We start from the raw sequence: 25514 nt of genomic DNA on the forward strand, positions 1-25514 counted from the left end.
ATCTATTTCATATTTAAAATATGTTTCATATCTTAATAAATGTAATGTTATTTAATAAGGTATTAGAGATAAAATAATAATCAAATAGGATATTAATAAGTTTAATGTTATCTGAAAGGAGAATTAAATATGTTAAAAGTATCTGTTATTGTACCTTTCTTCAACTGTCCATTTATTAGTCATGCATTGGACAGTTTACTAAATCAAACCTACAATGATATTGAAATTATCGTGATAAATGACGGATCTACTCAATATAAAGAAAAAATCATTCCTTATTTAGATAAAATTATATATACAGAAAAAGAAAATGGGGGAACAGCAAGTGCTTTGAATGTGGGTATCAAGTTGGCTACCGGAGATTATATATGCTGGCTTAGTTCAGATGATATTTATTATCCCCAAAAGATTGCTCTCCAGTTAGAATTCATGATTATAAACAATGCTCTTTTTAGCCATACAAATTACTACGCTATTAATGCAAAAGGTAATATTATAACTCCTCCTATAGGATTTCATCCCTCAAGTAAGCTTGAAGTACTAAAACAAATGAGTAAGGGAAACATTATTAATGGCTGTTCTACAATGATAAATAAAAATGTGTTTACTTCTGTAGGCTTTTTTGATGAAACACTCCTTTATACTCATGACTATGATTTATGGGCGCGAATCATTCAAAAATTTGATCTTCATTATCTTTCCGAACCGCTTTTATTATCTAGAATTCATGAAAATATGGGTACTAAAAAATATGCTTCCTTTATTAAGGAAGAAAATAAAATCGTCATTAACCGCCATCAAAATACTCTGACGCAACTAATCACAGAATATATAGCAAAAGAAAGTTGATAAACAACAATACCTGATATATTCACAGTCTAAAAGTTACTTTACCAAAACAAATTGTTAAGTTTATTCTTCATACTAAAAAATTTAAATATAAACACAGAACATTTGTAATACACTTCTCTCTTGCATATACCCCTCAAATACACATAAAAGATTATTCAACCCCTGACTAAAATAATTAAAATGCTGAGCACCGAAAAAATCGGATAAGCATATTATAAAACATAGACAATAATGTAAAAAAATGCAATTAAGAAAGGATGATTATATTGGCACTATCAAGTGAAGCTAAAGCAAGGTTACTCAACCTACTTGGGACATTACAAACCTTACCCACTACAGCGACTTCTACAACTAACAATCTGTTAAACACTGCTAATTCATCAACTAATGTAACTGAGCTCCTTAACACTTTAAATACTAATGGCCTTGTGGATACTTCTTTAATCACTAATCTTTTGAACTCTACTACCACTAATGTAACTGATCTGTTAAACACTACTACCGCCAGCGCTACTGACCTGTTAAACACTACGACTGCTACTGCTACTGGCCTTCTAAACACTACCACTACAGCGACTACTAACCTTTTAATTGATCTTCTAAGACTAAGACTTCTACCTAGTTTAAACGCTCTACGTAATGATTTAACAAATCGTCTTAACCAAACAGTACAATTGTCAACAGAGTACGAGACACTTACAGGAGTTTTACTTGCCGTTCTATCAGATTATGCCGTTTTAGTAGAAAGTGATGGAACGATGAATTTTGTAAATCTAAGCAAAATTGAAACAGTAGCATCACTTTAAGGAGGAGGTTTATTATATGTTTGAAAGCTTTTTAGCTGCAGAATTAACAAAACGTATTGGGACACCAGTAGAAATTGCTATGTCTGATGGTTTTGTGGAAGGAATTATTACTTCTGTTACAGGTAACCTTCTTACTATCCTTCAGACAGTTGGATATGGTTATGGTACTACTACTACTCCACTAACTATATCTATCCCTGCAATTAACTTTGTTACTTTTTCTCCAGTTGCTTAATTAAGCAATTTTAAAAAATCGCTCCAACCGGAGGGGTTTTTTTTTGTGATGCTTAATTCATGCTCTCTCACATTATAAACTGTAAAATCTTTATATAGTAAACGATTTTCTCTTAGTAAATGATTTAATATACTAACGTCTTCATACATACGACCATTCTCAAAGTCTATAATTGGAAATCCTTTATTCTCCTTTAAAGGCAATGTCCGATAGACGCGCGGGCCTAAAGGAAACGTATATGAGAGCAATTCCATTTTATTAAACACTTGGCTTCCTTTTCTAATACCTTTGTATTTTACTTTCTCTGGGTTTACCTGTTTCCAAGCTCTTAAATTACCATAAAGAACAGCAACATCGTCTGATAAGCTCCTTAAATAATCTCTGATAACAAAGATCGCATCAGGATCTAGCCAATCATCAGCGTCTAGTTCAACTATAAAATCTGTCTCAATGTATGGGAGTAATTCATTCAAGGCTCTGGCCTTTCCACCATTCTCTTTAGTTAAAAGTTTAAACCTAGGATGGTAAATCCATTTTTCTAAAATCTTATAAGACTCGTCAGTCGAGCCATCATCAACCACTAATATCTGTTCTGGTGGACTACTTTGTAGGAAACATGAATTAATAGCAGTTCCTACATAGTTAGCCATATTATAATTTGATACCATTACTGCTACGGAGGGTTGAGCTATATGGTTAGGTATTTTCAACTGATACCTTTCTATAAATTTTATTTTTTCAACATTACTTGTAGAAGCATCTTTAGAGTACTGACTAATAATACCCCTATTCTCTAGTATAAGGTGATAATGATCAACTAGAGATAGCCATGAAGGTAATATGGCTTCTTTAAAAGGAACTTCGTTATCCTGAAAAAATATATTTTGTTTTAAGAAATACGTCTTTACAAGAAAAGGCCGTTGAATTGTTATATTTTTAATTGTACTTTGATAAGTCATCACTTGTTTTTCATTGTTTAACTCTAATTGTATCTCTGTTATGTTTGAATTTAAATAATCTTGGTCGTAAAGAAATAAAACATATTCACAAGATAGCTCTTTAATATAGTTATTTAATACCCTTCCCAAATCATTGTTATTTAGTTTCACATATTCGATTTTCACTTGCGTAGTAAAAGTATCAGCTACCTTTAACAAAAGGTCAGGTATATCTATAACTACGACCTCTTTTACTCGATTGATAATAAGATTTAAAGACGTTAAGGCCTGCTGTAATGCATTTGAGTTAGAATAACTCAGTAAAATGACTTGAATATCTTTCATAATATAAATTAACCTCCATTATACAAGATACTGATTATAAATATTCCAATAACGGGGGTATTGATACTTTTATAAGCTTACTGTCATTAATAAGACGACATTCTAATTTAATTTTTGTATAGAAGATATCTTATCTTATAAAATTTCGTTACAATATTTGTAACGAAATTAAAAAGTAATTATTTATAAGGTTACTCATATGTACTTTAACTTCTTTATGATATTAAATAATTTATGTAAATTTTACTCTAGGGAAGTATAATTGATTAGATTTCATTCCATTAGTTAAGATTTGAAGTTGTACTTAAACTAATTGGTTTGTCCAAGCGTAAAAACTTACTTGTCATATAATAATAAATACCATAGAAAGGAGGTCATTACATGACTAGATTATTAGATGCTAGAACATCCCAAAATGCTAGCATTGCTAACTCTATTTCTATTCCTATTACTATTCTCTCGCAACCAGGATTATTTGGACAAATTGGACTTAATGTTTCAGGAGCTACAGGTCCTATCCGTACTCAATTAAGCGGGACAGTTGCTTGCCAATTACCTCTACTACCTGCAGCAACAACTATTACTCTTACAATAGTCAGAGGAACTGCCCTTACTGATCCTGTTGTTTATTCCTCTTCAGAATCCTTAAATATAAATCTATTAGGCCCCCAACTTTTTACCTTCACAGCTTCTGATTTTAACATCCCTGCACCGGCTTCTGGCCTTTTAGTCTATACGGCATTTATTGGCTCAAATCTCCTAGGAACCGTGAGAGTGGGACCAGAGAGTTTTAATGGTATTGCTTACTCAGACTAATACCAAATAAAAATCTTGTCACTTTTCCCCTCAGATGGTGAAACTAAATACTAGAATTGTTTAATTCCCTTGTCCATTTAATAATTTCATCTATAAAATATAAAAAGCACTTTCCACAAGAAAAGTGCTTTTTTCCTATTCTCAGGAAAGTAAATAACGAATAAATTTAGCTAAATATATCCATGAGTTTAAATATGACGTAATAATCTTTAGAACTCTATATAATTCTGGTGTACTCTAAAACTATTAACTGAGGGAACCGTTTTTTAGACTATCCCTCTCTTTTTCTGCTAGTAACCTCTTAATAGATAAAAAAATCCAAGATTATTACGATTATCTCTTTATTTTAGTTTGTAGTATTAAAAAAATAACTCATAATTATGAGCTAAGTAGAGAAACAAATATTGCTATTAACACTTGAATTGCTACTTGAATATTTAAAGCAACATCTGCATCAGTTGTATTAACTTTTACATTTATTGATCCTTCGATAACTGTTTTTTGACTATTCCGTTGTCTAGTCCCCAATAGTGCTGTCATTTCTTCAGCTACAATTTCACCCTGATTGACATTACTCGTGAGAATGGCTACAACGGCTGCAATAGCTACCTGAATAGCAACTTGTAGTTGTACCGCTACTTGTGCATCTGTTGTGTTTACTTCAACACCCTCAGAATCTTTAACAATAATCCATTCAAAGGATTGTTGTTCAATTGAACTTGCTGCTTCTGCATCCTGATCGATAACTGCTCCATTATGTGTTCCAGTTTTACAATGGTCTAGTGCTCTCCATTTTTGTTCACCCATACTATTTCACCTCTTTAAATTTTTAATTAAATAAGAATTAAGAACTAAGGACAGAAACAAATACTGCAATTAGAGCTTGAACTGCTACCTGAATGTTTACAGCGGCATCTACATCAGTTGTTGTAATTTTGACATCTTTTGAATTTACAATGACAATTTTTTGTTTGTTAGTTTGCTCAAGGTTAGCATGTGCTAGTAAGTCTTGAGCTATAACTTCAGAATTTGCAACATTCGCGGAAAGAATGGAAATTACTACTCCAAGAGCTACTTGGATAGCAACTTGAAGCTGCACAGCTACCTGAGTATCTGTTGTAGTAACTTCAATGTCGCATGAATCTTTAATCCAAATTAATTCAGTAGATTCTTGATCCACAAATGAAAATGCATCTGGTTCTTGTTCAATAACTGCATCCTCTTTACTCTCGTCCTCAAAATGATTATCGCTTTCAAATAAATGGGAAAAATGATCATCCTCTTCTAATTCGAAACGACTTTTGTGATCATGATCAGAATGCTTCTTTTTACTTCTTTTCTTTACTTCACGAGACTCATAGCGTTTATGAGTTGGCATGATTAACACTCCTTTCCTTATATGAAATAATATATGATTTTTCGAATGAATAAGATTGGGCTAAACCCTATGAGCCTATGTCCAATTTTAAAATAGAAAAAACGCCTAAAAAAGGCGCTTTTAAGAAGAAACGGAATTACTTTGGTTTCGTTTTTGGAGAATTGGACTTGGCCCTATCAACAAGTGAACCGGATTGCTGTTTTAATTCTTCTAATAAATCGAAGATTAGTTGCTTTTGTTCATCAGTTACTTTCCCTTTAACATTCTCTTTTGTAATACCGTGTTTTTGAAGAATGTTTAGCATCATTAATTCCATAAGTTTGTTAGGGGTTTCCCCGGGCTTTTGGTTTGAATTATTCAATTTACCTGCTCCTTTCATGATATTTGCCATAATACTATATGTATTTACTGCACAAAAGGAAACTCCTGAGTTCGACCTTTATTTCCAAATATTATAAGTTTTAAAATGATGCCAGGGGTATATCATATCCAATATAGGGGTAAAAGTATATGTGGAGAAATTTATCTTATAATAAGGTCAAGTTTTTTTTTGAATAATAAAAAAATAATAATATCATATATTTATACATAAGATATTCCCCTTATGTTTTCAACAATTTTCTTACAGTAATTATGAAAAGAGTTGGTGAAAATGGCGAAGAAAGCAAAAAAAATAAATGTTAATTTTAGCGATAGTGAAGCTTCTAACGATCAGCTATATGTAATAGATGAGAATAATAACGTAATTTCTGTCGTTAATGCAACAACAAATAATGTAGTTTCTACTATTCCTGTAGGGCATCAGCCAGTTAGCCTAAATGGGAATCCAAATAACAATCGGATTTATGTAACAAATGGGGGGAGCCAAACGGTTTCTGTAATTGACGGGGCAACTAATACTGTAATTGCTATCATTCCAGTAGGAGTTCAACCGGCCGGTGTAGGGATCAATCCATATATCAATCGAATTTATATCTCAAATAGGGGAAGTAATACCGTTTCTGTAATTGATGGGTTAACTAACACTGTAATTTCCACGATTTCAGTAGAAACTTACCCAACTGATATAGATGTCCATCCATATATCAATCGAATTTACGTAACAAATGAATTTAAGAATACCGTTTCTGTAATTGATGGGTTAACTAATACTGTAATTTCCACGATCTTAGTAGAATCTCAACCGTCTGGTATAGGTATAAATTCGGCCACTAATCGAATTTATATCTCAAATAAGGGAAGTAATACTGTTTCTGTAATTGATGCAATAACAAACACTGTAATGGCTATTATTCCTGTAGGAAATCAGCCTACAGGTATAGAGGTTAATTCATCCAATAATCAGATCTATGTGACACATGAAGCAGAAAATACAATTTCTGTAATTGATGGACTAACTAATATTGTAGTTGCTACTGTTCCGGTAACGTCACCTATGGCTAACATCGATGAGGACCTTTCTTTAGAATAATCTAACCTTATAAAATTTATAAAGATTAACAATTTAATGATTAGACAAAAATATATAAAATTGAGCATGTTATTATAAATATATTGATAACATTTGTATTAAAATACCATTTAATTAAGTATCACAAAATTCCTTTTTAAGCAGCGTATCTCTGGATATAGTGATTAAATAAGGGTTAACTACTATATTATAAGATTCGTGCTAAAATTAAATTTAATTTTATGTAAGTGGATTAAAAAGCCATAGGTTTGAAGAGCCCTGGCTTTTTTTGTGTGCTCCTAGACTAATTAAGGGAGAACCAAGAAAAATTACATATTCCTCGCGTTTATTTAGTGCTTATAAAAAATCACCTACATATATCATTTAAACCATTGTTTAAGAACGAACGTTTTTCAATTTCCTTCCCTTTTCCACTCATAATTAATTATTTGTTATGTAAAAATTCAAAAATATACAATCGTTCTGAGTTACTGTCCTCGAGGAAATTTCTAAATTTATAACTATTAGTTCTCCGCCAATGACAGTTTCTAAAGGTACAAGTACTTCATATATTAAATATAATACGGAACCAGGAGGAAAGAAAATGAGAGATTGTATATTAGTAATTGGAGCTCATCCTGATGATGAACTATTAGGAACAGCAGGAACTTTAAAAAGATTTGTAGATGAAGGCCATCAGGTAATTTCAATCGTTGTGGCTTTAGGAAGAAAAGAAGAAGCACACCACATTCAAGAATTAGGAAAGCTCGCAAACAAGCAGCTTGGTATTGATGAAGTAATATTCCTTGGGCATCCCAATTTAGAGTTAGAATCAATTCCTCTTCATTTGTTAACGAAGGAAATTGAAAAATTGATCGAAAAATATAAACCTAGTAAAATATTTACCCATCATTATGGTGATCTAAATCTTGATCATCAAATTACATTTAAGGCAGTATTAACAGCAACTAGACCACTCCCTAATAAGGAACCAATAGAGTTAATTACATTTGAAACTGTATCCTCTAGTGAATGGAATGCCTCAACTTCTGATAACCTATTTAAACCAAATTATTTTGTTGATATCACAAGTAATATTGATGCTAAGATTAATGCACTTAAATATTATGACGTTGAAATGCGAAATTTCCCTCATCCCCGTTCTTACGAAGGCGTTAAACATCTAGGCAGAGTTCGAGGTATGACTATTGGTGTGTCATATGCAGAAGCTTTTGAAGTGATAAGAAGGGTTTGGAAATGATAAGAGATCTTATTTTCCCTTACCCTTATATCATTGAAAAAATGGATGAATACTATAAACCTAATCTCCCGCCAGTAAAAATTAGAGAAGAATATAGAACAAAGATAAGCCCTCATAAACGGCCCTCAAAAAAGAAACTCACTATATTAATCGCTACATTTTGGGACTACCCTCATATAGGAGGATTGTCCAATTATATTACGGAGCTTAGTAAAGGTTTAAAAAAACAAGGCCATAAAGTTGATGTTATCTCCCCTAATCTATTCCCCGGTGCGACAGTAAAAAATTTACGAGAAGATATTACCCCTAAATTAAAGGAATTCTTCCTTAGACGATATGGAAGTTATGATAAAAAAATCTTATCTAATAGTCGTCTTTTATATGTATATGAACAGATGCTTCAAAAAATGGATTTAGAGAAATACGATATCTTTCATGCACAGGATATATTTACAGCAAATATTTTAGGAAGATTTAATGTCAATTACAACAAACCTTTATTTTTCACCCCTCACGGAATGTTCACTTTCAAGAGAATAAAATTCAATTTAATGGAAAAGGGTTCTATTGAAGAAACCTATTATAAAGAGCTAGAGAAAAAAGCAATAGAGTTTGCTAGCCAGCTCATTATTCTTAGTGACTCATTCCGGGATTCATTAACAGAATTAGGAGCAAAACAGGAAAAAATGACAACAGTAATTACAGGTATTAATTATCCAGAAAAATATTACAAAAAAAAGCTGGGGCACCAAGAAAAACTTGTAATTACATGTGTCGCCAGATTAGGACCAAGAAAAGGGCACAACTATTTACTTAATGCATTATCACGTATTAAGCAATACACAAATAATGTTGAAGTATTAATAGTTGGTGATGGTGAAATGCGGGAAACTTTAGAGAAACAATTACATTCCTTAGATTTACCTATGGTGAATTTTTTAGGTTCAAGAGACGATGTACCTTATATTTTAAGCAAAACAGACATTTTTGTACTTCCAACAATTAACGATAGTTTACCGATTGCGATTATTGAAGCCATGCATAGTGGGACAGCAATAATTTCAACAAATTGCGGTGGCATTCCAGAACTTGTTAGACATGGTAAAACAGGAATTATTGTTGAACCTGGAGATACAGAAGAACTAGCACAAGCATTAAGATTTTTCATTGTTAATAAACAAGCTCGAAATAAAGCTAGTACTAATGCATTTAATTTTGCTAAGACACACTTAACCACAGATGGAATGATAAGAAAAATAGAAAGTATATATAATAAATTTTAAAGGTGGCTAAACCTTATGAAACATGAACATTGTGCAGTTGTGCTTGATTTGAGCGCAAATGGGGTTGGAATAATTCGAAGTTTATCTAAAAAAGGGATAAAAATATATGCTTTTGATACAGAGAGAGCTTATAAGATAGGAAAATCCCGTTTAGCGACTTGTAATATATGTCCCAATCCTTTAACTGAAGAAAATGAATTGCTTATGTTTTTAATCAATCTTTCCCAAAGCATAGGAAAAAAACCTATATTATATGCAGGTTCTGATGATTATATTGTTTTTATTTCAAGAAATCGCAAAGTACTGTCTAGATACTTTTTGTTCTTACTTCCAGATCACTCTTTAATTGAAGAAGTTCTAGACAAAGAGAAGGCATATGAATTGGCTTTAAAGCATAATATCTCATGTCCTAAAACATATATTGTAGAAAATGAAGACCACTTTGAAGAAGCGATTGCTAATCTTGATTTTCCTTGTATCCTCAAGCCAGTTCTTGGCCATGAATTCAGAAAAAACATTAACAAAAAAGCTATCTTAATAAATGATTTAGCCCAATTAAAAGCTGATTACCAGACCTACAGGGAATATGGAAAGCTAATTATTCAAGAAATTATTCCTGGAGATGATAATTGTTTTTATAAAGTCGCTACTTTCTATGATGACGATATGAAATTAATGGCATTATTCTCTTTACAAAAAAATCACCAATTTCCTGCAGAGTTTGGAACGGGTGCACATATTATAAGTAAGCGAGTTCCAGAGCTTTTCGATATATGTTTACCCTTCTTTGAAGAAATTGAACTTAAAGGCATTGGTATGGCTGAATTCAAAAAGGATCCTCGAGATGGTATTTACAAATTCATTGAAATAAACCCACGTTTCTGGCTAACACATAGCTTAACAGAACCTTCTGGTATTAATTTTGTCTATATGTATTATTTATATTTAACTAAACAAAATCCCGAGCCCATCTTCTATCAAATAGATGGGGTTAAATGGATATATCTAGTAAGATATTATCTGACTTTTCTTCAAAAAAGAAAAAGAAAAGAAATGAGTTTTATTGATTTTTATAAAGGTTTTCAAGGAAAAAAAGAGTTCGCCCTATTTGCATGGAATGACCCAATGCCATTTATTAGAAGTACATGTTCTCACTTGGTTAACGCTTGGAAACAACATTGGAAATAACAAAGGAAGGAATGAAAATTGTGTATGAACCTAAATTATTATACAAACTATTTACGAAATTAAAGATTTCCGAAAAGCTTTCTTATTCCATGGGCGAAAAAGTTATCATTGATCCAACTAAAATAGAGTGTCTGAAATCAACCAAAAGAAGCAGCATATATAAATTATTACTTCGAAAAAAAAGTGGTTACTATCCAATTATTTTTAAGGTCTATAGTTCAACAACTCAAAAAAATGAAGTTGAAATTAATATATATAAGAAACTCCACCCACTGCTGAAAGAATTTTTACCTCAAATTTACCTCATAGAAAGGAATTCAAATGAAGATTGGGTTTTCATGGAATTTGTTAATCAAATACGCGGTCAATTAAAATTTACCCCAAAACATTTAGACTACATTATTCCCACGGTTGCTAAACTTCATGCTCGCACGTTCGAAGACAAATTCAAAAAATATAATGATGCTTGGAGTTCTTGGCTTCCAACTTATGATTCCGCATCAGCAAGAAAGGAACGAGAAAAATACATTGAAAAAACGGTCGTTTTTCTCGATGAGGCAGTTAGCGATGACAGAACAAAAGATTTAATAAAACCTTATTATAAGCCCTTAATAAAACTATATAGTAAAGGTCCGGATTTTTTCCGTGAAATACTGGAAAGTGGGTCTTCTCTTACACATGGAGATCTTCACATGCAAAATATATGTAGTAAAGATGTTACCAAAGATTATCCCTGGAATATTCAGTTCATTGATTGGGAGTCAGCAAGATATGCTCCAACATGGTTTGATATGGTAGTTTTAGTAGAAATATTATTAGGATTCAGAGCAGATTGGCAAAAATACGCCGAAGAAATTCGAAATCATTGTATAGTAACTTACGTTAACGAAATGAAAAAGCATGGAATTAAATTTAAAACTGATCCAAGAGATCTTTACAAAATGGCTTATTTACAAAGAACATTAGAAAAAGGATTGCACACCCAATTACGAAGAATATTTGATAACCGTGGAGGCGAGTTACTAGGTTATCATCTGGAAAAAGTAGCAACTTGGGGTAGGGAATTAGGAATAGATTGATATATAAAAAGTAAGTTATCAATCTCTATAAATAACAATCTTTCCGGAGACATTTAAAAATGACTCTCCGGAAAAATTTAAAAATAGGCTGTAATGTTGAATATTTTTCCGTATAGTACAAGCAATTTTACTGTAAAAAAATAGAATATAATATGAAAGGAGGAAAGCAATATGAGTAAATCTTATAAGAACAAAAAAGAAGGCCAGCATTACGATTTAAAAGTCATCCATGACGCTAGCAAAGACAAACATGACTGTAAGTACAAAAAAGATAAATATGAAGAAAAAGACGAGTACAAGCACAAAAAAGACAAATACGAGTCTAAAGACAAAAAAGATAAATATAAAGAAAAAGACGAGTACAAGCATAAAAAAGACAAATACGAGTCTAAAGACAAAAAAGATAAATATAAAGAAAAAGACGAGTACAAGCACAAAAAAGACAAATACGAGTCTAAAGACAAAAAAGATAAATATAAAGAAAAAGACGAGTACAAGCACAAAAAGGATAAATGTAAATATAAAAGCACAGATTACGATACAATGTATCCGTAAATAATCCTTTTTTAATTTTCAAATAAAATTCAATTAAATTTCTAAATAAATATCCCTTTTTAATCACAATTCACGATTAATAAAGGGATATTTTCCACCTAAGTATTATACATATTCATTGATGTTTGACTCATCTAATTTGTCTCAAAAATGTAAAGAAGCAATCTTTATATAGCTTCAATAAGTTAGCAGCAATACCATATAACGTTTCCTAAAAATAGTCTTATGAAACTTTACTAATTCTTCTAGTAACATAGTAGTTTGTAAAATAGACCCTAAGTATGTATGTCTTTAATTACAGTAATGTTTTGTGTTTTGGTAAATTATGTAGGGATCTTTATTAAAAAATCAGTTTGTGTATAGTTAGTATAATAGGATTACACCTAACCTTTTTATTTAAGTCGATTAAAAGAGTGATTAGTTACTCATAATATGTCTCTTGGTTTCTAAACTTTTCTTTAGTATCCGTGAGAATCCAAACCTTAAGGATTTAATATTTTAATAATCAGTAGTATCTTTAAATTTTAAAGTAATCCTTACTGTTTTATTACCTTTTTGTAAATAACACCTTTTATTATCAAATATATTCCAGATAAAATCACATAACCATTCCTCCATTAGGCTTGAAAGAATGGTTATGTAGCTTCTATTATTAGTTACATAAAAAAAGATATATAAATGTAAAAATTATCCTTTTTTCCACAAACTAATAATTCTTACCGTTGCACCAGAATCTTTGTGCTCACTTTTCTTTTTTTTCTTTTTAGAAGAAACTTCTTCTGAATTCTTTTCCTCGTCCCAGTATTCTTTGTAACCCATAATAATAGCACCTCTCTTCCAATTTTAATAATATTATATGTAAAAACAAGCAATCGGAAAGGGTACTTGTACCATATTTCCAAAAAAATTTTTCATTTAAAATAACATTTAAAAAATAAATATTTAGGAATTTCTTTAATAACACCAAATAACAAATTATAAGTCAACAGATTATCAAGACAATTAACATCAGCTAGAATTATTAATTTACACTACAAAATATATTTTCTAATTAACGGACAAGAATCCAAGCATCTTATTAATCCAAGAATAAGATATAAAATATGAGAAAATAACAAAATTCACTTCTCCCTCGGGGAATATATCCTGAAGTTCAATAGAAAAAGAGTCATAAGATACTCGTCTAAATGCTAACTTAAGTAAATTAATGAATCTTTTTATACATTTATAAGTAGAAGGTTCAAGTAATTAACATTTAAGTTACCTAATAGTAATAACAATGAAGAAATCACCAGCTCAGATTTTGAAAATATGATTCTTCATTTTTAGGAGGAATAGATTTGAAAGATTTTTCACCAATAATCATTCATAAACCCAATAAGGTTATTCGAAAGGAAGACTTAAAAGAATATGAAATAATCGGAGACGGAGCAGATGGTATAGTTTATCAACTAACATCTGATCGGTGTATTAAATTTTTTTTTAAAGAAGAAACACAACAAAGAGAATTGGAAGCACTGCGTAGAGGCCAATCATCTCCAGTAATGCCACGTCTTTATCAATATGGTGCAAACTTTATAGTTATGGAATATATAAAAGGATTCTCACTCGCACGATACCTAAAAAAGCATGGACAGTTAACGAAGCCTCTAGTTGAGAAGATTTTAAACATGTTGGATGAACTAAAAAAATTAGGGTTCACTAGATATGATGCAGAAATACGCCATGTGTTAATCAATGAGTTAGGGGATTTAAAAGTTATCGATCATAAAAGGGCTTTTACTTCTGACCAACCTGTACCTGTTAAATTATTGAAAGGATTTAAAAAACTAGGGTTAACAGGCGAGTTTTTGAAATTTGTAAGAGAAGTTCGTCCATCGGTCTATGATGAATGGAAAAAATATAAGTAAAGATATTATTATTTCATGATGCAGGTAGTAGTGAAAGGATAATCCATAAAAACGAAAATTAATATTAATCTTTTAATTTTATAGGATATCCTTTTCACTTTAATGTAAAGTCCCCATAATCAATAAAGACAATTTTCCCTTTCTTTGTTAAGGCTAAATTAGGTCTTACTAAATCTTTAGGTCTTACTCCATATTGTCTAAACCTCTTTTTTAAATACTTTAATTGGTTATCGTAATCTTCAGTTCTAGGTACTGGGATTGTCATTTTTTCCATTATATTCCACCCATATCCGACTTCCTTAATTGGACACAGATGTTCTTTTAACTTAGCATGACAGTACTTATATATTATAAATTCATTTTTATTACTTTTAAGCCCTAACTCTGACGTAGCAACTTTTAATACATATCCATTTTGAAGATCATAAGTGACCCGCTCGTATCCATATCCAATTATTTTATAATCTAATTTTAAGGTCCTTACTGCGGCTTTAGTCATCCACTCCGTATCTTGTGTTTTATACTGCCTCATCTTCGTTATCCACAAATTAATGGACTTTATATCTTCATCACGCAAAATAGCACTTACCACTTTTCCTCCTCTTTTCTCTAAAAGTTTGACTATATGATATATTTAAAAGATATTTTCCTCTTAAGCTAATGAAAATATTAATACATCTGCGTTGAGTTCTACATAGATCTTAAAATTGAACTTTCTCATTTAGTATGAATTATTAAAAAAGGTTTAATAACTTACAAGGCAATTATATAAGGGGGAAAGGTAAAATTAACAAGCTTGAACAGTTCAAGGAAATGTATAAGTAGTATAGAAATTATTCTATTCATCAATTTAAAGACGTTTTTATATAGGGGAAAGAAGGTTTACTCGGAGATAATAGGTCAAATAAAATTAAGCTTAAACTAACATTCATATTGTTTAGGGAAATACTTTGACTGCTGAAAAAGTTGTACTGCCGTCCCCTTGTATCATGCCAGCAATGCTACTTCTCATCCCTACTACAACCTGATCTCCCGCATTTAACCAAAAGGTTTCACTTGCTGTTATAATTCCTGGTCTTTTTGCTGCAAAAGCTTCATTATCTCTTCCTTCAGTTTCTCCCTTGTTGGTTATGAGAAAAACTATATCTAAGTTATATGGGCTACTATTAAAAGGTTTAAATTTAACTGAGGATGAAAGGGAATATACTCCACTTTCTCTCGGGACAAAAGTAGAGGTATTTAGATCATATTCATTTGCCAAATCATATTGTTCAGTTTGAAAACGAACCTTGTTAGCACTGTTAGCCTGGAGAGGAATATCTACATTATTAATAGCTCTAAAAGCAGAAGCTCCTGCTCTTACATCGTTAACATACGGTCTATATACTCCCTCATAATTAGGAGGAATATAATAATTTTTCATTTCATAAACCCCATTTCCTGTATTTTTATATAGTTTATTCCTTTATAGAAAAAGGGTTAGTATTCTTAGCCTACTATAGGCAAAAATACTAATTTGATAATCTTTTCTTAGCATTCTCTGCAATAGCAAACCCATCAAGCTATGATAAACGTTGTTACCAATATCAATTGTTAAATGTAAAAAATAGACCTCAATTGGATTCCTTCTAATTTATTATATATACAAAATTCCTTTCTTTTTGTGCTTGTCCAGTTATGCTAAATTTCTGTGAATTCAATAAATAACTTACTTTTTAACCCCCTAAGTAAGAAAAACCAAGTATACCCTGCTTTCGAAATTCTTCTTTATCTTCATAAATACTTATGTTATAAGGAATAAATCCGTTCTTCCACTTTACTTTCGAGCAAGAGGGTATGCATATGCAAAAACCCTCTTACGTTATTGTTACGCATTGTGTTTACGTTCTTTTATCATTTGAAAAATAAACTCTTTGTTATTTTCTAAGAGCTCTTTTGTAGTTGTATTATGGTTCTTGGCATGACGAGCAAAGTTAGTTTTACTGTACCATTGGTAGCATAAAGGACAAGGTAGTTCATTTTCAACCTCATAATGTGCTGACGTCCAGCGACTAGAAAAAGTAGAAGAGCTATTTGTAGTTTTTTTTATATACGGTGTATTCTCATCTTGTATAGATTTTTGTATTCGTCCTGTAGTTGCAGCAACTTCGTTTGTAGTCATTGTGTATAGATTCTCTTCTAACTCTTCCCTGATGAGTAAATATCCAGCTTCCGACATTGATAGACCTAACTCTTCACAACGCTCTCGAAATTGCTCATATATACTTTCTGGCAATCGAATCGGTAACACTTTGCTTGCTTCTTTTGATCTTGATTGACGAGCATACTTATCTAGCTTTCCCACCTTATCACCTCGTGTATACAATTTGTATACATATTCAGCACTTCATCCTCATGTTCCTGCCATCTATTCAAATACATTTTGTATACGTCCTGTATTCGTAGATGATTTTCTAATAACTATGGATATGATAATAGAAACCAATAGATAGTTTTTCAAGAAATCACATTAAATATTATTCTATTGCTTAATAAAATTTAAAAATTAACTTTTATTAAGATATATTTATAAAGTTCTTATTTTTATATAAATATTATAAAAGTTACTTTTTATAAATATAGTTTATTATTTATATCGTTTGTAGAAAAATCTCCTATTTGTCGTCACTTAGAGTAAATGATAAAACCATTAATTTTTTATAAATATTTTATTATTTACTTATTGAAAATTAATATTTTTTAAATTGTTTTTAAAGACATATATCAAGTCAAAAACATTTATATATAAATATAAATTTAAAAAAAATTAGAACTAATAAGTTTTTTATCATTTTATTGATGCGTTTTATAAGTGGTTATAAAGTAATCCAAGAAAAATAAAATATAATCTAGAAACAAAATTCTGTGTTTTACTGGAACCCCAATTACCTAGGAATCGTTTTTTAACGACTAAGTAATTATAAAATGCTTTTAAGGAAATAATGTATAACTACAGATAATATCCTATTTTTTATTGGTACTATTTTCTTGGGCTAACATGTTTATAAAAGCTGCACTTTTTATACATCCTTCATTCAAACGCCCTTAGAATATTATCGAATCCACGATAGATAAAAAGCTGCGTATTTGAGAGGAAACACCTTTTCAAAAACCAGAAACTTAATGGCGACAAATCAGAAAGATATGCATTGTTAGGTTCAACGTTTTGAATACCAAACCTAGAAGAACTCTTAACAGATAACAAACTCTTTATGAGAATGATGGTATTGAGTCCCTAAAACTCAAGGAAGCGTCCATCCATAAACAAAAGAAAAAAGTCACTGAACCTAGTCAGTGGCTTTTTTCTTTCAATGAAACATAATTGTCTTATGATGCTCAAAAACGCCTTTAGAAGTTTTCTAACTTCAAAATGAACACTTTCATCCCTTGTACATATTTTAAAGGTATAAACATATAGGAGTGAAAACATATGATTTTTCGTAGATGGTGGCGCTGGCAATGGTTACGGTGGTGGAGATCATGGTCGCGAAGATGATGACAGTAATGTTAATAAACGAAAGAAACAAATCCTTAGTAAACAAAGACCTATTCGTATATGGAAAAAACTATTAAAAATAATTTCAACAGCTTCTCTCTTGAGAACAAAAAATTATGTAGAGTATTCTAGACAGGCATACAAGCAAAATTAATATTTTTTTAATATAGCTATAGTATGAGTTAAATAAAGGGGGGAGTTTTTTGTCTTCATGTCGAAAGAAACACTGTTATTGTTGCACCAATCGCACTTCGAACTCCTGTTATTGCACAACATCAAGGCCTTCAGGGTCAAGTGTATTACCCGCTTTTGGTTCTTTACGTAAAGAATCTGGACAAGTTATAGATGTTGATGAAACAAAAGTTGATTATGACTTCGTGGGTCCTTCTGCTAATGTAACATTAAGTATAGTTAATGATACAATAACAATTAATGAATCGGGGGTTTACGAAATATCTATGAGTTTAACTCTTGGAATTAATCCAACAGACCTTGCTAGGGGGTTTCTTTTTGTTAATGATGTTCCATTAAATTTTTCTGCGGTAAGTTTAACTGTAACGAGTAATACACTAGCTTTAGCCACTGTAAGTAAAACTATTCAATTAGATCTTTTAGCTAATGATGTAATTGATGTTCGAATTCATAAAGTTGGTGATTCAGTTATTGTGGGTAGTTCTTCTCTTACTATAAATCGGATTGGTTAATGAAAATTTCAAATATTTAAATTGCATTTACAATAATGTATTTTGAAATTAGCAATTAAATTGGCATATCAAGAGCTAGTTTAATAACTAGTTCTTTTTTAGATAGACTACTCCTAATGGATTTTAAGTTATATTAAAAGACATATAATAAATCGTTAGATAGTTGCCTATTTTTCACAAAAATTTATTAGTTTGCTGATACTAAGAGCCTCCTTTTTTACTCTACGCTTTTAGTATTAGCTAATTTTATTGTAACTTATACAATGCCCTTACTGGTTAAAGAGGGATATATTTTACTAGTGGAATAAGTCTGTGTTTTGTAGACACAAGGGGATTGATAATCATAGCTGTGGTTGTAGACACTATATAGATAATGAGCATGGTTCCGGTTGTAGAAAATAATCCAAAATATTTCTTGTTAACTAAATTTATATATAATAACTAAGAAAGCTACTGAACCCATTCAGTGGCTCATTTTTATTTTTGAACGGGAATCCTGAAGAGGTTTCCAATCCAGTGGGAAAGCCAATGGGTTTTAAATCCTTCTTTTAGGGAGGAGGGGATTATGTACAGCTTAACCAAGCCAGTGTCGAATACCGGGATCCTTGCTAGGGAATAGTTCTTAGTTAACCTTTTACCCCTTTTATTAACAACGATTACGTAAATTAGAAAAGACTAGGGGCTACATTACTGTACAAGGAAAACGACCAGTTCTAAATTAGCTTTTTCTTTCTTCACTTATTTTCACCTCCACGATTGAAGCCTTGCACAGTTATTATTATTCTAAATAGAGAATTCATATTTGTTTAGTCCTTTTATACGGATACAAGAGAGACACCGATACTGTATCAGTCAATGCATTTTTAAAATAAATGTTTCTTCGTCAATATAGTACGCTTAATATTGTTTTCTGATTATTTCTAATAAAGCTCAGTATGTTAATTAATTCTCGTGGCTAATAAATTTCATTACATACCATTTTTAATTAATATTCTAATGGGAAAAGAGTTACTTTTGATATCAGTAGTAGAGGTCACTGTGTTCGTAGCTGTATTAATAACCGATACATTGTCACTAAACTCATTTGTAACATAAACATGGGTTCCATCCGGTGTAATAGCTATTCCAGATGGAGCATCCCCAACGAAAACAGTAGCTGTTACCGTATTTTTAGCTGTATTAATAACTGAGATATTATTACTACCCGCATTTGTAACATAAGCATACATCCCGTCTGGTGTAATGGCTATTCCAGATGGTTTATAACCAACGAAAATAGTAGAAATTACTGTATTTATAGCTGTATTAATAACCGATACATTGTCACTGAACTTATTTGTAACATAAGCATACATCCCGTCTGGTGTAATAGCTACTCCAGATGGTTTATAGCCAACGGAAATAGTAGAAATTACTGTATTTGTATTTGTATTAATGACCGATACATTATCGCTACCCGCATTTGTAACGTAAGCGTATTTTCCATCTCGTGTAAGAGCCACCTCATTAGGAGTGGTGCCAACATAAACTGTGGCGATTACTGTATTTGTAGCAATATCAATTACCAAAATCGTATTATTATCCTCATTTGTAACATAAATACGTGTTCCATCTGGTGTAATAGCTAGTCCGGATGGATTGCCTTCAGTGAAAATAGTAGCAGTCACTGCATTAGCGATCGTATCAATTACTGAGATTGTAAGATCTCCATAATTTGCAACATAAATTCGCATTCCATCTGGTGTAATAGCCAGTCTGTATGGGATACTTCTAACTAAAATGTTATAAGTCATTAAATTAGTTTCTATATCGATTATTGAAACTGTGTTATTTCCAGGATTTGCAACATAAGCGAGAACACTATAAATAATCGAAGGTGTTGTTATCAATTGAATTCTCCCTTTCTTCATTAATAAGAAAACTTACATAGCTTTATGTCCAAATTGTCGTGAAAATCTTTTATATTATAAATTAAAGTTAATTATGAAATAGTCCATACATTATTACTTTTTTTGATATTTCAAGATTGACTTTTACTGTTTTAAGTTCATATACCCTTTCAAAATCTTTTTGTTCTTCGAAATCATCTATCGCTTTGTTAATGTTAATAAGGGCCTTGTTAACATTACCTAATACTTCAAGTAAATTTTCGTTATCGGGATGTATGATGGTTATTCCCTCCCTTTTTGCGTCCTTATTATATAAAATGATCAATTAATTAAAAGTGATTGGACAACTTAGAAAGATAATTATTTTTCATGTAATAAATTTACTAAATTAGGTCTAGAGGAGTATTATTGCTATCATGAAGCGAGCAGTGGGTTTCCTTTTTTATGCCTCCCATAAAACCCAGATAACTAAAAATGAATAAACTATACAGCCTAACAAAAAAAACTACTGTTCCTGAACAGTGTTTATTTCTGTTTAGACGCAGGTTTATACAGAGTAATAATGTGAACCATCTCGAATACTTTTCTCCAATAATAGAAAATATTCAGCTTAGGCAAGTTACCTAATTGAGAATGAAAACATATAGTGTATTAAGAATAGTTTTTTTTGGTGATGGAATAATTAACTTTTAATGCTCATATTTTTGCATCATTCTAATCTTTATAAATCAAAAAGTCCCTAGAACAAACATTTCTAAGGGCTTTTTTTGATAATTGTGATTATACGAAAAGGAAAACTATCTTATGGGAGAATTAAGGTAGTTTTTTCTTGAACAGACAGACATTCAAACCTTCTGTTAGAAAATTAGGAGAATACTGAAATAGAATTGCTTAATTTATAATATGTAAAGTAGTAAGAAGGGTGTGGACGAGTGCAGATTCCATATAAGATGCCTATTTCCTGAAGAAGCCATTATGGAGTGTTACAATAAAAGATTTTGATTTTATCAATTAATTATTTTTATTAATTTTAAATGATATTCTATTAAACTGAGACTAACTCCTGTTGTAACTTCCATAAGAGAAACATTTATAAAGAAAAATAGACAATTCTTAAGAAGGCACTGACTCAAAAAAGGAGGAAATATTAATGAAGGAAAAACTTCATCTGGGTTGTGGGAAAACTATTCTAAAAGAGTGGATAAATCTAGATATCATGAAAGGACAAGGAGTGGACATTGTAGCTGACCTAGAAATGTGTTCAGAAATCCCTCTTCCTTTTGAAGACAATAGCATAGATGAATTTTATGCAAGTCACCTAATTGAACATATCCACTTTACACTCCCTCTAATGCAGGAACTTCACAGAATAGCAAAAAATGATTCAAAAGCAGTTTTTCGCCTTCAATATGGATTAAGTGATAATAAATATGTGGTGAAACCATACTTTATAGATTCTTTTGCTTGTTTTTCACAACCTTATTATTGGAGAGCAGATCATGGATACAAGGGTGATTGGAAAACGGAAAAAATCTCTTTATTTATTAGTCAAGCAGTATATAAGAAAAAATCATTTCACGAAATATACGAGGACGTGATGAGAAAGCGAAATGTTGTAAGTGAAATGGTTGTAGAATTACGAGCCATTAAACCTACAAGAGTAACGAAAAAAGAATTACAAACACGTCCTTTTATTGAATTTCTAATGGTGTAAAAGTAACTTTAAGTTGATTCTAATTGGGGTCACTCTAGACTGGGATAGCTTTTTATCAGGTTTCATACGTATAACAAGCAATGAAAAGATAACTTCGAATTAATGAAACCGTATTTTCACCATCAAGACTACATTTTACCTTAGCTGCATATGTATAAAATGTGCACTTTTTATACACCTTATTTTCATTCACTTGTAGAGAAATCATTGTTATATCAAGGCTGTGTAGAAAGCTGTATATTGGAAAAAAGTTACACAAAGAGAACCTTTGGTATATCAAGGTTCTCTTTTTCGTAGATCTCCGTGTTAACTAAGTTTGTATATCATATACAGTCTAAAACAGAAAAAACTATGTGTATATTGATAACCCTAATTGCCTTGAGTAGTTTACTCAAAACATTAGCTTTTATTAATATATCTTCCATTATCATCAAGTTAAATTGCATATTTTATTATTTATATTACATAAAATTTATAATTACATTTTTATTATTAAAATTAGGAGTTGAGTAGATGGGATCAATACAGTTAACAGGACTAGTAATCTTCAAAGGAGACCCTGGCTATGAAGAAGCCATTAAGAATTGGAACCCTTATGTTGATGTCTCTCCCCTTGTCTTTGTTTTCGCACAGAATTCTCAAGATGTAAGCAACGCTATTAAATGGGCTCGTGAGAATGAAGTGCCCATGCGCGTCAGAAGTGGGCGCCATGCTCTAGATAAGAACCTTTCAGTAGTAAAAGGTGGTGTTGTTATTGATGTGAGTGAAATGCAAAAAGTTTCCTTAGATAGGAAAAATGCGATTGCAACGGTTCAAACAGGAATTCACGTCGGCCCACTTGTAAAAGGATTAGCTCGAGAAGGTTTTATGGCTCCGTTTGGAGATAGCCCAACCGTTGGAATTGGAGGAATAACAATGGGTGGTGGGTTTGGAGTACTGTCACGATCGATTGGTCTTGTAAGCGATAACCTTATCGGATTGAAAATGGTAGATGCAAAAGGTAAAATTATTCAAGCAAATCAATCTAGTAATGAGGATTTACTATGGGCCTCTAAAGGTGGCGGCGGTGGTAATTTTGGATATAATACAGAATACACCTTTAAAGTTCATCAGGCCCCTAGGACAGCAACAGTCTTTAATATTATCTGGCCATGGGAACAACTAGAAACTGTATTTAGGGCTTGGCAACAATGGGCACCGTTTGTAGACGAACGATTAGGGTGTTTACTTGAGATTTATAGCAAAGTAAATGGACTGTGCCATGCAGAGGGAATCTTCTTAGGTTCAGAAAGTGAGCTAAGGAGATTATTAAAGCCTTTACTAAATGCTGGAACCCCAAAAGAAACAACTATAGAGACATTAGCTTATCCAGATGCTATAGATTTCTTAGACCCTGACGAACCGATCCCGGGTAGATCTGATCAGAGTGTTAAATTCTCTTCGGCATGGGTATTGGATCTTTGGTCGAAAGAACCTATTTCAATAATGAAACAATTTTTGGAAGAGGCCACTGGGACAGAAGCCAATTTCTTTTTTATAAATTGGGGCGGTGCTCTAAGCAGAGTACCAAGCAACGAAACAGCCTTCTTTTGGCGCGATCCATTGTTTTATACGGAATGGACTGCTAGTTGGGAAAATAAATCACAAAAAGATGCGAATCTTGCATCAGTTGAAAAAGTACGCCAACAGTTGAAACCATATGTAACAGGCTCATATGTGAATGTTCCAGATCAAAACATCAAAAAATATGGAAAAGCATATTATGGCTCAAACTATGAAAGGCTACGAAAAATAAAGGCGAAATATGATCCTGAAAATGTATTTCGTTTTCCACAAAGTATACGTCCTAAATTTTAAGTCTATCTTTTTCATTTACTATTTTATAACTATTTAGATTAAATTTGGAAGTTGGTAAGAATTAGTAATATCTATTAACGGAACATGTTATATATACAGTAACTTCCTATGATGTTGATTATGGTGCGAAAAAAAGTCACCTTTATATGGTGTGGCTCATGCTACTAGTTTAGAAGTAAAAACTCCCCCATGTAGCAGTAAGGCAATTTTTCTTGTAAATACCATAAACAGTTGTACTTGACATCTTACGGCGCCTTGAGTAGTTTGCTCAAGGTGTTAGAATTTATTCTTTAAGTTTTCAAGTTCCAAAAAGGAAAAAAGGGGAATACACTAAAATTAAGAAAATCATGTGGAAATGGTATGTGTTACTTTCAACACTTAATTAAAAAATCTTGAAATCATTGCTTGCAAGGACTTTTGATTCTATTAATTTATGACTATGCTTGTTACATAATTTCTAAAAGGGAATTTTCCTCTTTGCATTTGGAAAATAAGAATTAAAGGATTTTTAAGAGAGGAGGTAAATTTTCCAATGGGGAAAAAGCTTATTATCTTTATACACATTCCTAAAACTGGAGGAACCACATTAAATGAAATTTTCAAAAGATCTTATGCTGAGAATGAGATATATGATCATGTCCCCGTGGAAGCAATGAACGAGCATTTTAGTCAGTTAAAAGAAGAAAATAAAAAAGTAATCAAAGCAATATCTGGTCACCATTTTTATGGAATACATGACCTTTTTTCTAAACCCTATACTTACTTTACTATGATGCGTAATCCTATTGAACGTGTGATATCGTTATATTATTTTTTAAAAACATATCCGGGTTATTATGAGGAGAATATGAAAAATATGACCTTTGAAGAATACATTGATTGGGATCCACAAGCTAAGAATGGACAAATTCATCAAATTTGTGGGTTAAACTCTCAACTAAGTTTAGAAAAAGCAAAAGAAAATCTAGGAGTATTTGAATTAGTTGGAATAACAGAGTTGTTTAATGAATCACTTCTATTGCTAAAGAATAAATTTAATTGGACTAATATTGAATACGTGAAGAAGAATGTTACAAAATCCCGCCCTCGACTCAGTGAAGTACCAACTGCAATAACAAAGAAAATAGAAAAAAATAATGAGTTAGATATAGAACTATTTAAATATGTGAAATCTAATTTTATTAGGCAATTGAAAGATCTTTAAAAATAAGTTCACATATATTTATTTGGATATGCAGGAATAAAAAACAAGGAAATTCCCTATTTCTACAGCGAGCTTTTCTGCTACAAGAATTATCCCATAGGTTGATGCGTTGCTGCACCTTGAATAGTTTGCTCTAGAAATCTAATTTCATTTGTTATAGTTAGATTATTGTCTAATACGATATTATTTAAAAAGCCTGTATGATGTATTACCACCTTTTCATTTTCTTTAGCCATGTTCTTTTTTTAGAACATGGCTTTTTTACTTTCTAGAATGGAAATCATACCTTTTGAGACAAAATTATAAGTAGCGTTGCAAATTAAATACGTTGTCTGGAAGAAAGAGTATATGATTAAAATTGGAGAAGGAAATCGTCATCTTACTTCTGACATTTCAAAAGAGCTACATAAGGAATTACGTTTTTTAGCTCTTGAAAACCGCACAAACATTATGAAATAAATGAAAACGATTTTAGAAAAACATGTAAAGAAAGTAAGAATAGTAAACAAAGAAAG

24 protein-coding genes are annotated in these 25514 nt (G+C 31.4%); 15 read left to right on the plus strand and 9 right to left on the minus strand.

What is annotated here, in order from left to right:
• The first annotated feature begins 129 nt into the window (after positions 1 to 129).
• From MKY06_RS29290 to MKY06_RS29300, 3 genes are all read left to right on the plus strand, one after another.
• A complete protein-coding gene (locus tag MKY06_RS29290) occupies positions 130 to 849 on the plus strand; it encodes a glycosyltransferase family 2 protein (protein WP_098450053.1) in 720 nt (239 codons plus the stop codon).
• A 260-nt stretch (positions 850 to 1109) separates the two neighbouring features.
• Complete coding sequence (locus tag MKY06_RS29295; RefSeq protein WP_256995911.1) at positions 1110 to 1658, plus strand: DUF2642 domain-containing protein; 549 nt, start codon at positions 1110 to 1112, stop codon at positions 1656 to 1658.
• 16 nt (positions 1659 to 1674) lie between these two features.
• Entirely contained in the window at positions 1675 to 1893 is a 219-nt protein-coding gene (locus MKY06_RS29300; RefSeq protein WP_074684250.1) for a hypothetical protein, read from the plus strand.
• On the opposite strand, the gene MKY06_RS29305 is transcribed toward MKY06_RS29300, so the two are convergent.
• Positions 1890 to 3176, minus strand: coding sequence for a glycosyltransferase family 2 protein (locus MKY06_RS29305; RefSeq protein ID WP_116299286.1), 1287 nt, complete (start codon positions 3174 to 3176; stop codon positions 1890 to 1892). The two genes, MKY06_RS29300 and MKY06_RS29305, sit on opposite strands and share 4 nt — an antisense overlap.
• Positions 3177 to 3557: 381 nt before the next feature.
• On the opposite strand from MKY06_RS29305, the gene MKY06_RS29310 reads away from it, so the two are divergent.
• Positions 3558 to 3992 carry a hypothetical protein gene (locus MKY06_RS29310; protein WP_098526691.1) on the plus strand — a complete coding sequence of 145 codons (435 nt, stop codon included), beginning with the start codon at positions 3558 to 3560 and terminating at the stop codon, positions 3990 to 3992.
• A 378-nt stretch (positions 3993 to 4370) separates the two neighbouring features.
• Here MKY06_RS29310 and MKY06_RS29315 read toward each other — a convergent pair whose 3' ends face one another.
• The 3 genes from MKY06_RS29315 to MKY06_RS29325 form a co-directional block, all read right to left on the minus strand.
• Positions 4371 to 4799, minus strand: a complete 429-nt coding sequence (locus tag MKY06_RS29315) for a spore coat protein (protein ID WP_029319744.1) — start codon at positions 4797 to 4799, stop codon at positions 4371 to 4373.
• A 37-nt stretch (positions 4800 to 4836) separates the two neighbouring features.
• On the minus strand, positions 4837 to 5370 hold the full coding sequence (locus tag MKY06_RS29320) for a spore coat protein (RefSeq protein ID WP_029319742.1): 534 nt from the start codon (positions 5368 to 5370) through the stop codon (positions 4837 to 4839).
• Between the two features lie 136 nt (positions 5371 to 5506).
• Entirely contained in the window at positions 5507 to 5731 is a 225-nt protein-coding gene (locus tag MKY06_RS29325; RefSeq protein WP_223272403.1) for a hypothetical protein, read from the minus strand.
• A gap of 291 nt (positions 5732 to 6022) precedes the next feature.
• On the opposite strand from MKY06_RS29325, the gene MKY06_RS29330 reads away from it, so the two are divergent.
• From MKY06_RS29330 to MKY06_RS29355, 6 genes are all read left to right on the plus strand, one after another.
• Positions 6023 to 6841 carry a YncE family protein gene (locus MKY06_RS29330; RefSeq protein ID WP_116299284.1) on the plus strand — a complete coding sequence of 273 codons (819 nt, stop codon included), beginning with the start codon at positions 6023 to 6025 and terminating at the stop codon, positions 6839 to 6841.
• Positions 6842 to 7424: 583 nt separating this feature from the next.
• Positions 7425 to 8081 (plus strand): PIG-L deacetylase family protein, encoded by a 657-nt coding sequence (locus tag MKY06_RS29335; RefSeq protein ID WP_098526690.1) that lies wholly within the window; start codon positions 7425 to 7427, stop codon positions 8079 to 8081.
• On the plus strand, positions 8078 to 9364 hold the full coding sequence (locus tag MKY06_RS29340) for a glycosyltransferase family 4 protein (protein WP_116299283.1): 1287 nt from the start codon (positions 8078 to 8080) through the stop codon (positions 9362 to 9364). The genes MKY06_RS29335 and MKY06_RS29340 overlap by 4 nt, the downstream gene beginning before the upstream one ends.
• 15 nt (positions 9365 to 9379) lie before the next feature.
• Positions 9380 to 10552: a carboxylate--amine ligase gene (locus MKY06_RS29345; protein WP_116299282.1), complete on the plus strand. Its 1173-nt coding sequence runs from the start codon at positions 9380 to 9382 to the stop codon at positions 10550 to 10552.
• Between the two features lie 20 nt (positions 10553 to 10572).
• The gene (locus tag MKY06_RS29350) at positions 10573 to 11631 is read left to right on the plus strand and encodes a phosphotransferase (protein WP_116299323.1); all 1059 of its coding nucleotides are present in this window, start codon (positions 10573 to 10575) and stop codon (positions 11629 to 11631) included.
• Positions 11632 to 11802: 171 nt separating this feature from the next.
• On the plus strand, positions 11803 to 12186 hold the full coding sequence (locus MKY06_RS29355; RefSeq protein ID WP_116299281.1) for a hypothetical protein: 384 nt from the start codon (positions 11803 to 11805) through the stop codon (positions 12184 to 12186).
• Between the two features lie 687 nt (positions 12187 to 12873).
• On the opposite strand, the gene MKY06_RS29360 is transcribed toward MKY06_RS29355, so the two are convergent.
• Complete coding sequence (locus tag MKY06_RS29360) at positions 12874 to 13005, minus strand: hypothetical protein (RefSeq protein ID WP_255286001.1); 132 nt, start codon at positions 13003 to 13005, stop codon at positions 12874 to 12876.
• Between the two features lie 521 nt (positions 13006 to 13526).
• On the opposite strand from MKY06_RS29360, the gene MKY06_RS29365 reads away from it, so the two are divergent.
• Entirely contained in the window at positions 13527 to 14096 is a 570-nt protein-coding gene (locus tag MKY06_RS29365; RefSeq protein ID WP_116299280.1) for a kinase, read from the plus strand.
• A 94-nt stretch (positions 14097 to 14190) separates the two neighbouring features.
• Here MKY06_RS29365 and MKY06_RS29370 read toward each other — a convergent pair whose 3' ends face one another.
• The 3 genes from MKY06_RS29370 to MKY06_RS29380 all read right to left on the minus strand — a co-directional run bounded on the left by MKY06_RS29370 (position 14191) and on the right by MKY06_RS29380 (position 16440).
• Positions 14191 to 14688: a hypothetical protein gene (locus tag MKY06_RS29370; RefSeq protein ID WP_116299279.1), complete on the minus strand. Its 498-nt coding sequence runs from the start codon at positions 14686 to 14688 to the stop codon at positions 14191 to 14193.
• Between the two features lie 345 nt (positions 14689 to 15033).
• A complete protein-coding gene (locus MKY06_RS29375) occupies positions 15034 to 15519 on the minus strand; it encodes a C1q-like domain-containing protein (protein WP_029319724.1) in 486 nt (161 codons plus the stop codon).
• Positions 15520 to 15963: 444 nt separating this feature from the next.
• Positions 15964 to 16440, minus strand: coding sequence for a hypothetical protein (locus tag MKY06_RS29380; protein ID WP_016766733.1), 477 nt, complete (start codon positions 16438 to 16440; stop codon positions 15964 to 15966).
• Positions 16441 to 17834: 1394 nt separating this feature from the next.
• Between MKY06_RS29380 and MKY06_RS29385 the strand changes: the two genes are divergently transcribed.
• Positions 17835 to 18335, plus strand: coding sequence for a hypothetical protein (locus tag MKY06_RS29385; RefSeq protein WP_116299278.1), 501 nt, complete (start codon positions 17835 to 17837; stop codon positions 18333 to 18335).
• 968 nt (positions 18336 to 19303) lie between these two features.
• Here the strand turns inward: MKY06_RS29385 and MKY06_RS29390 are convergent.
• Complete coding sequence (locus MKY06_RS29390) at positions 19304 to 20224, minus strand: beta-propeller fold lactonase family protein (RefSeq protein WP_098526684.1); 921 nt, start codon at positions 20222 to 20224, stop codon at positions 19304 to 19306.
• A 1150-nt stretch (positions 20225 to 21374) separates the two neighbouring features.
• On the opposite strand from MKY06_RS29390, the gene MKY06_RS29395 reads away from it, so the two are divergent.
• The 3 genes from MKY06_RS29395 (at position 21375) to MKY06_RS29405 (ending at position 24999) form a co-directional block, all read left to right on the plus strand.
• Positions 21375 to 21938 (plus strand): class I SAM-dependent methyltransferase, encoded by a 564-nt coding sequence (locus MKY06_RS29395; RefSeq protein WP_116299276.1) that lies wholly within the window; start codon positions 21375 to 21377, stop codon positions 21936 to 21938.
• 513 nt (positions 21939 to 22451) lie between these two features.
• Complete coding sequence (locus MKY06_RS29400; RefSeq protein WP_098526681.1) at positions 22452 to 23795, plus strand: FAD-binding oxidoreductase; 1344 nt, start codon at positions 22452 to 22454, stop codon at positions 23793 to 23795.
• Positions 23796 to 24327: 532 nt separating this feature from the next.
• Positions 24328 to 24999: a sulfotransferase family 2 domain-containing protein gene (locus tag MKY06_RS29405; RefSeq protein ID WP_116299274.1), complete on the plus strand. Its 672-nt coding sequence runs from the start codon at positions 24328 to 24330 to the stop codon at positions 24997 to 24999.
• The last annotated feature ends 515 nt before the right edge of the window (positions 25000 to 25514 follow it).

Origin of the sequence: Priestia sp. FSL P4-0332, from assembly GCF_038005845.1 — a bacterium.
Taxonomy (GTDB): domain Bacteria; phylum Bacillota; class Bacilli; order Bacillales; family Bacillaceae_H; genus Priestia.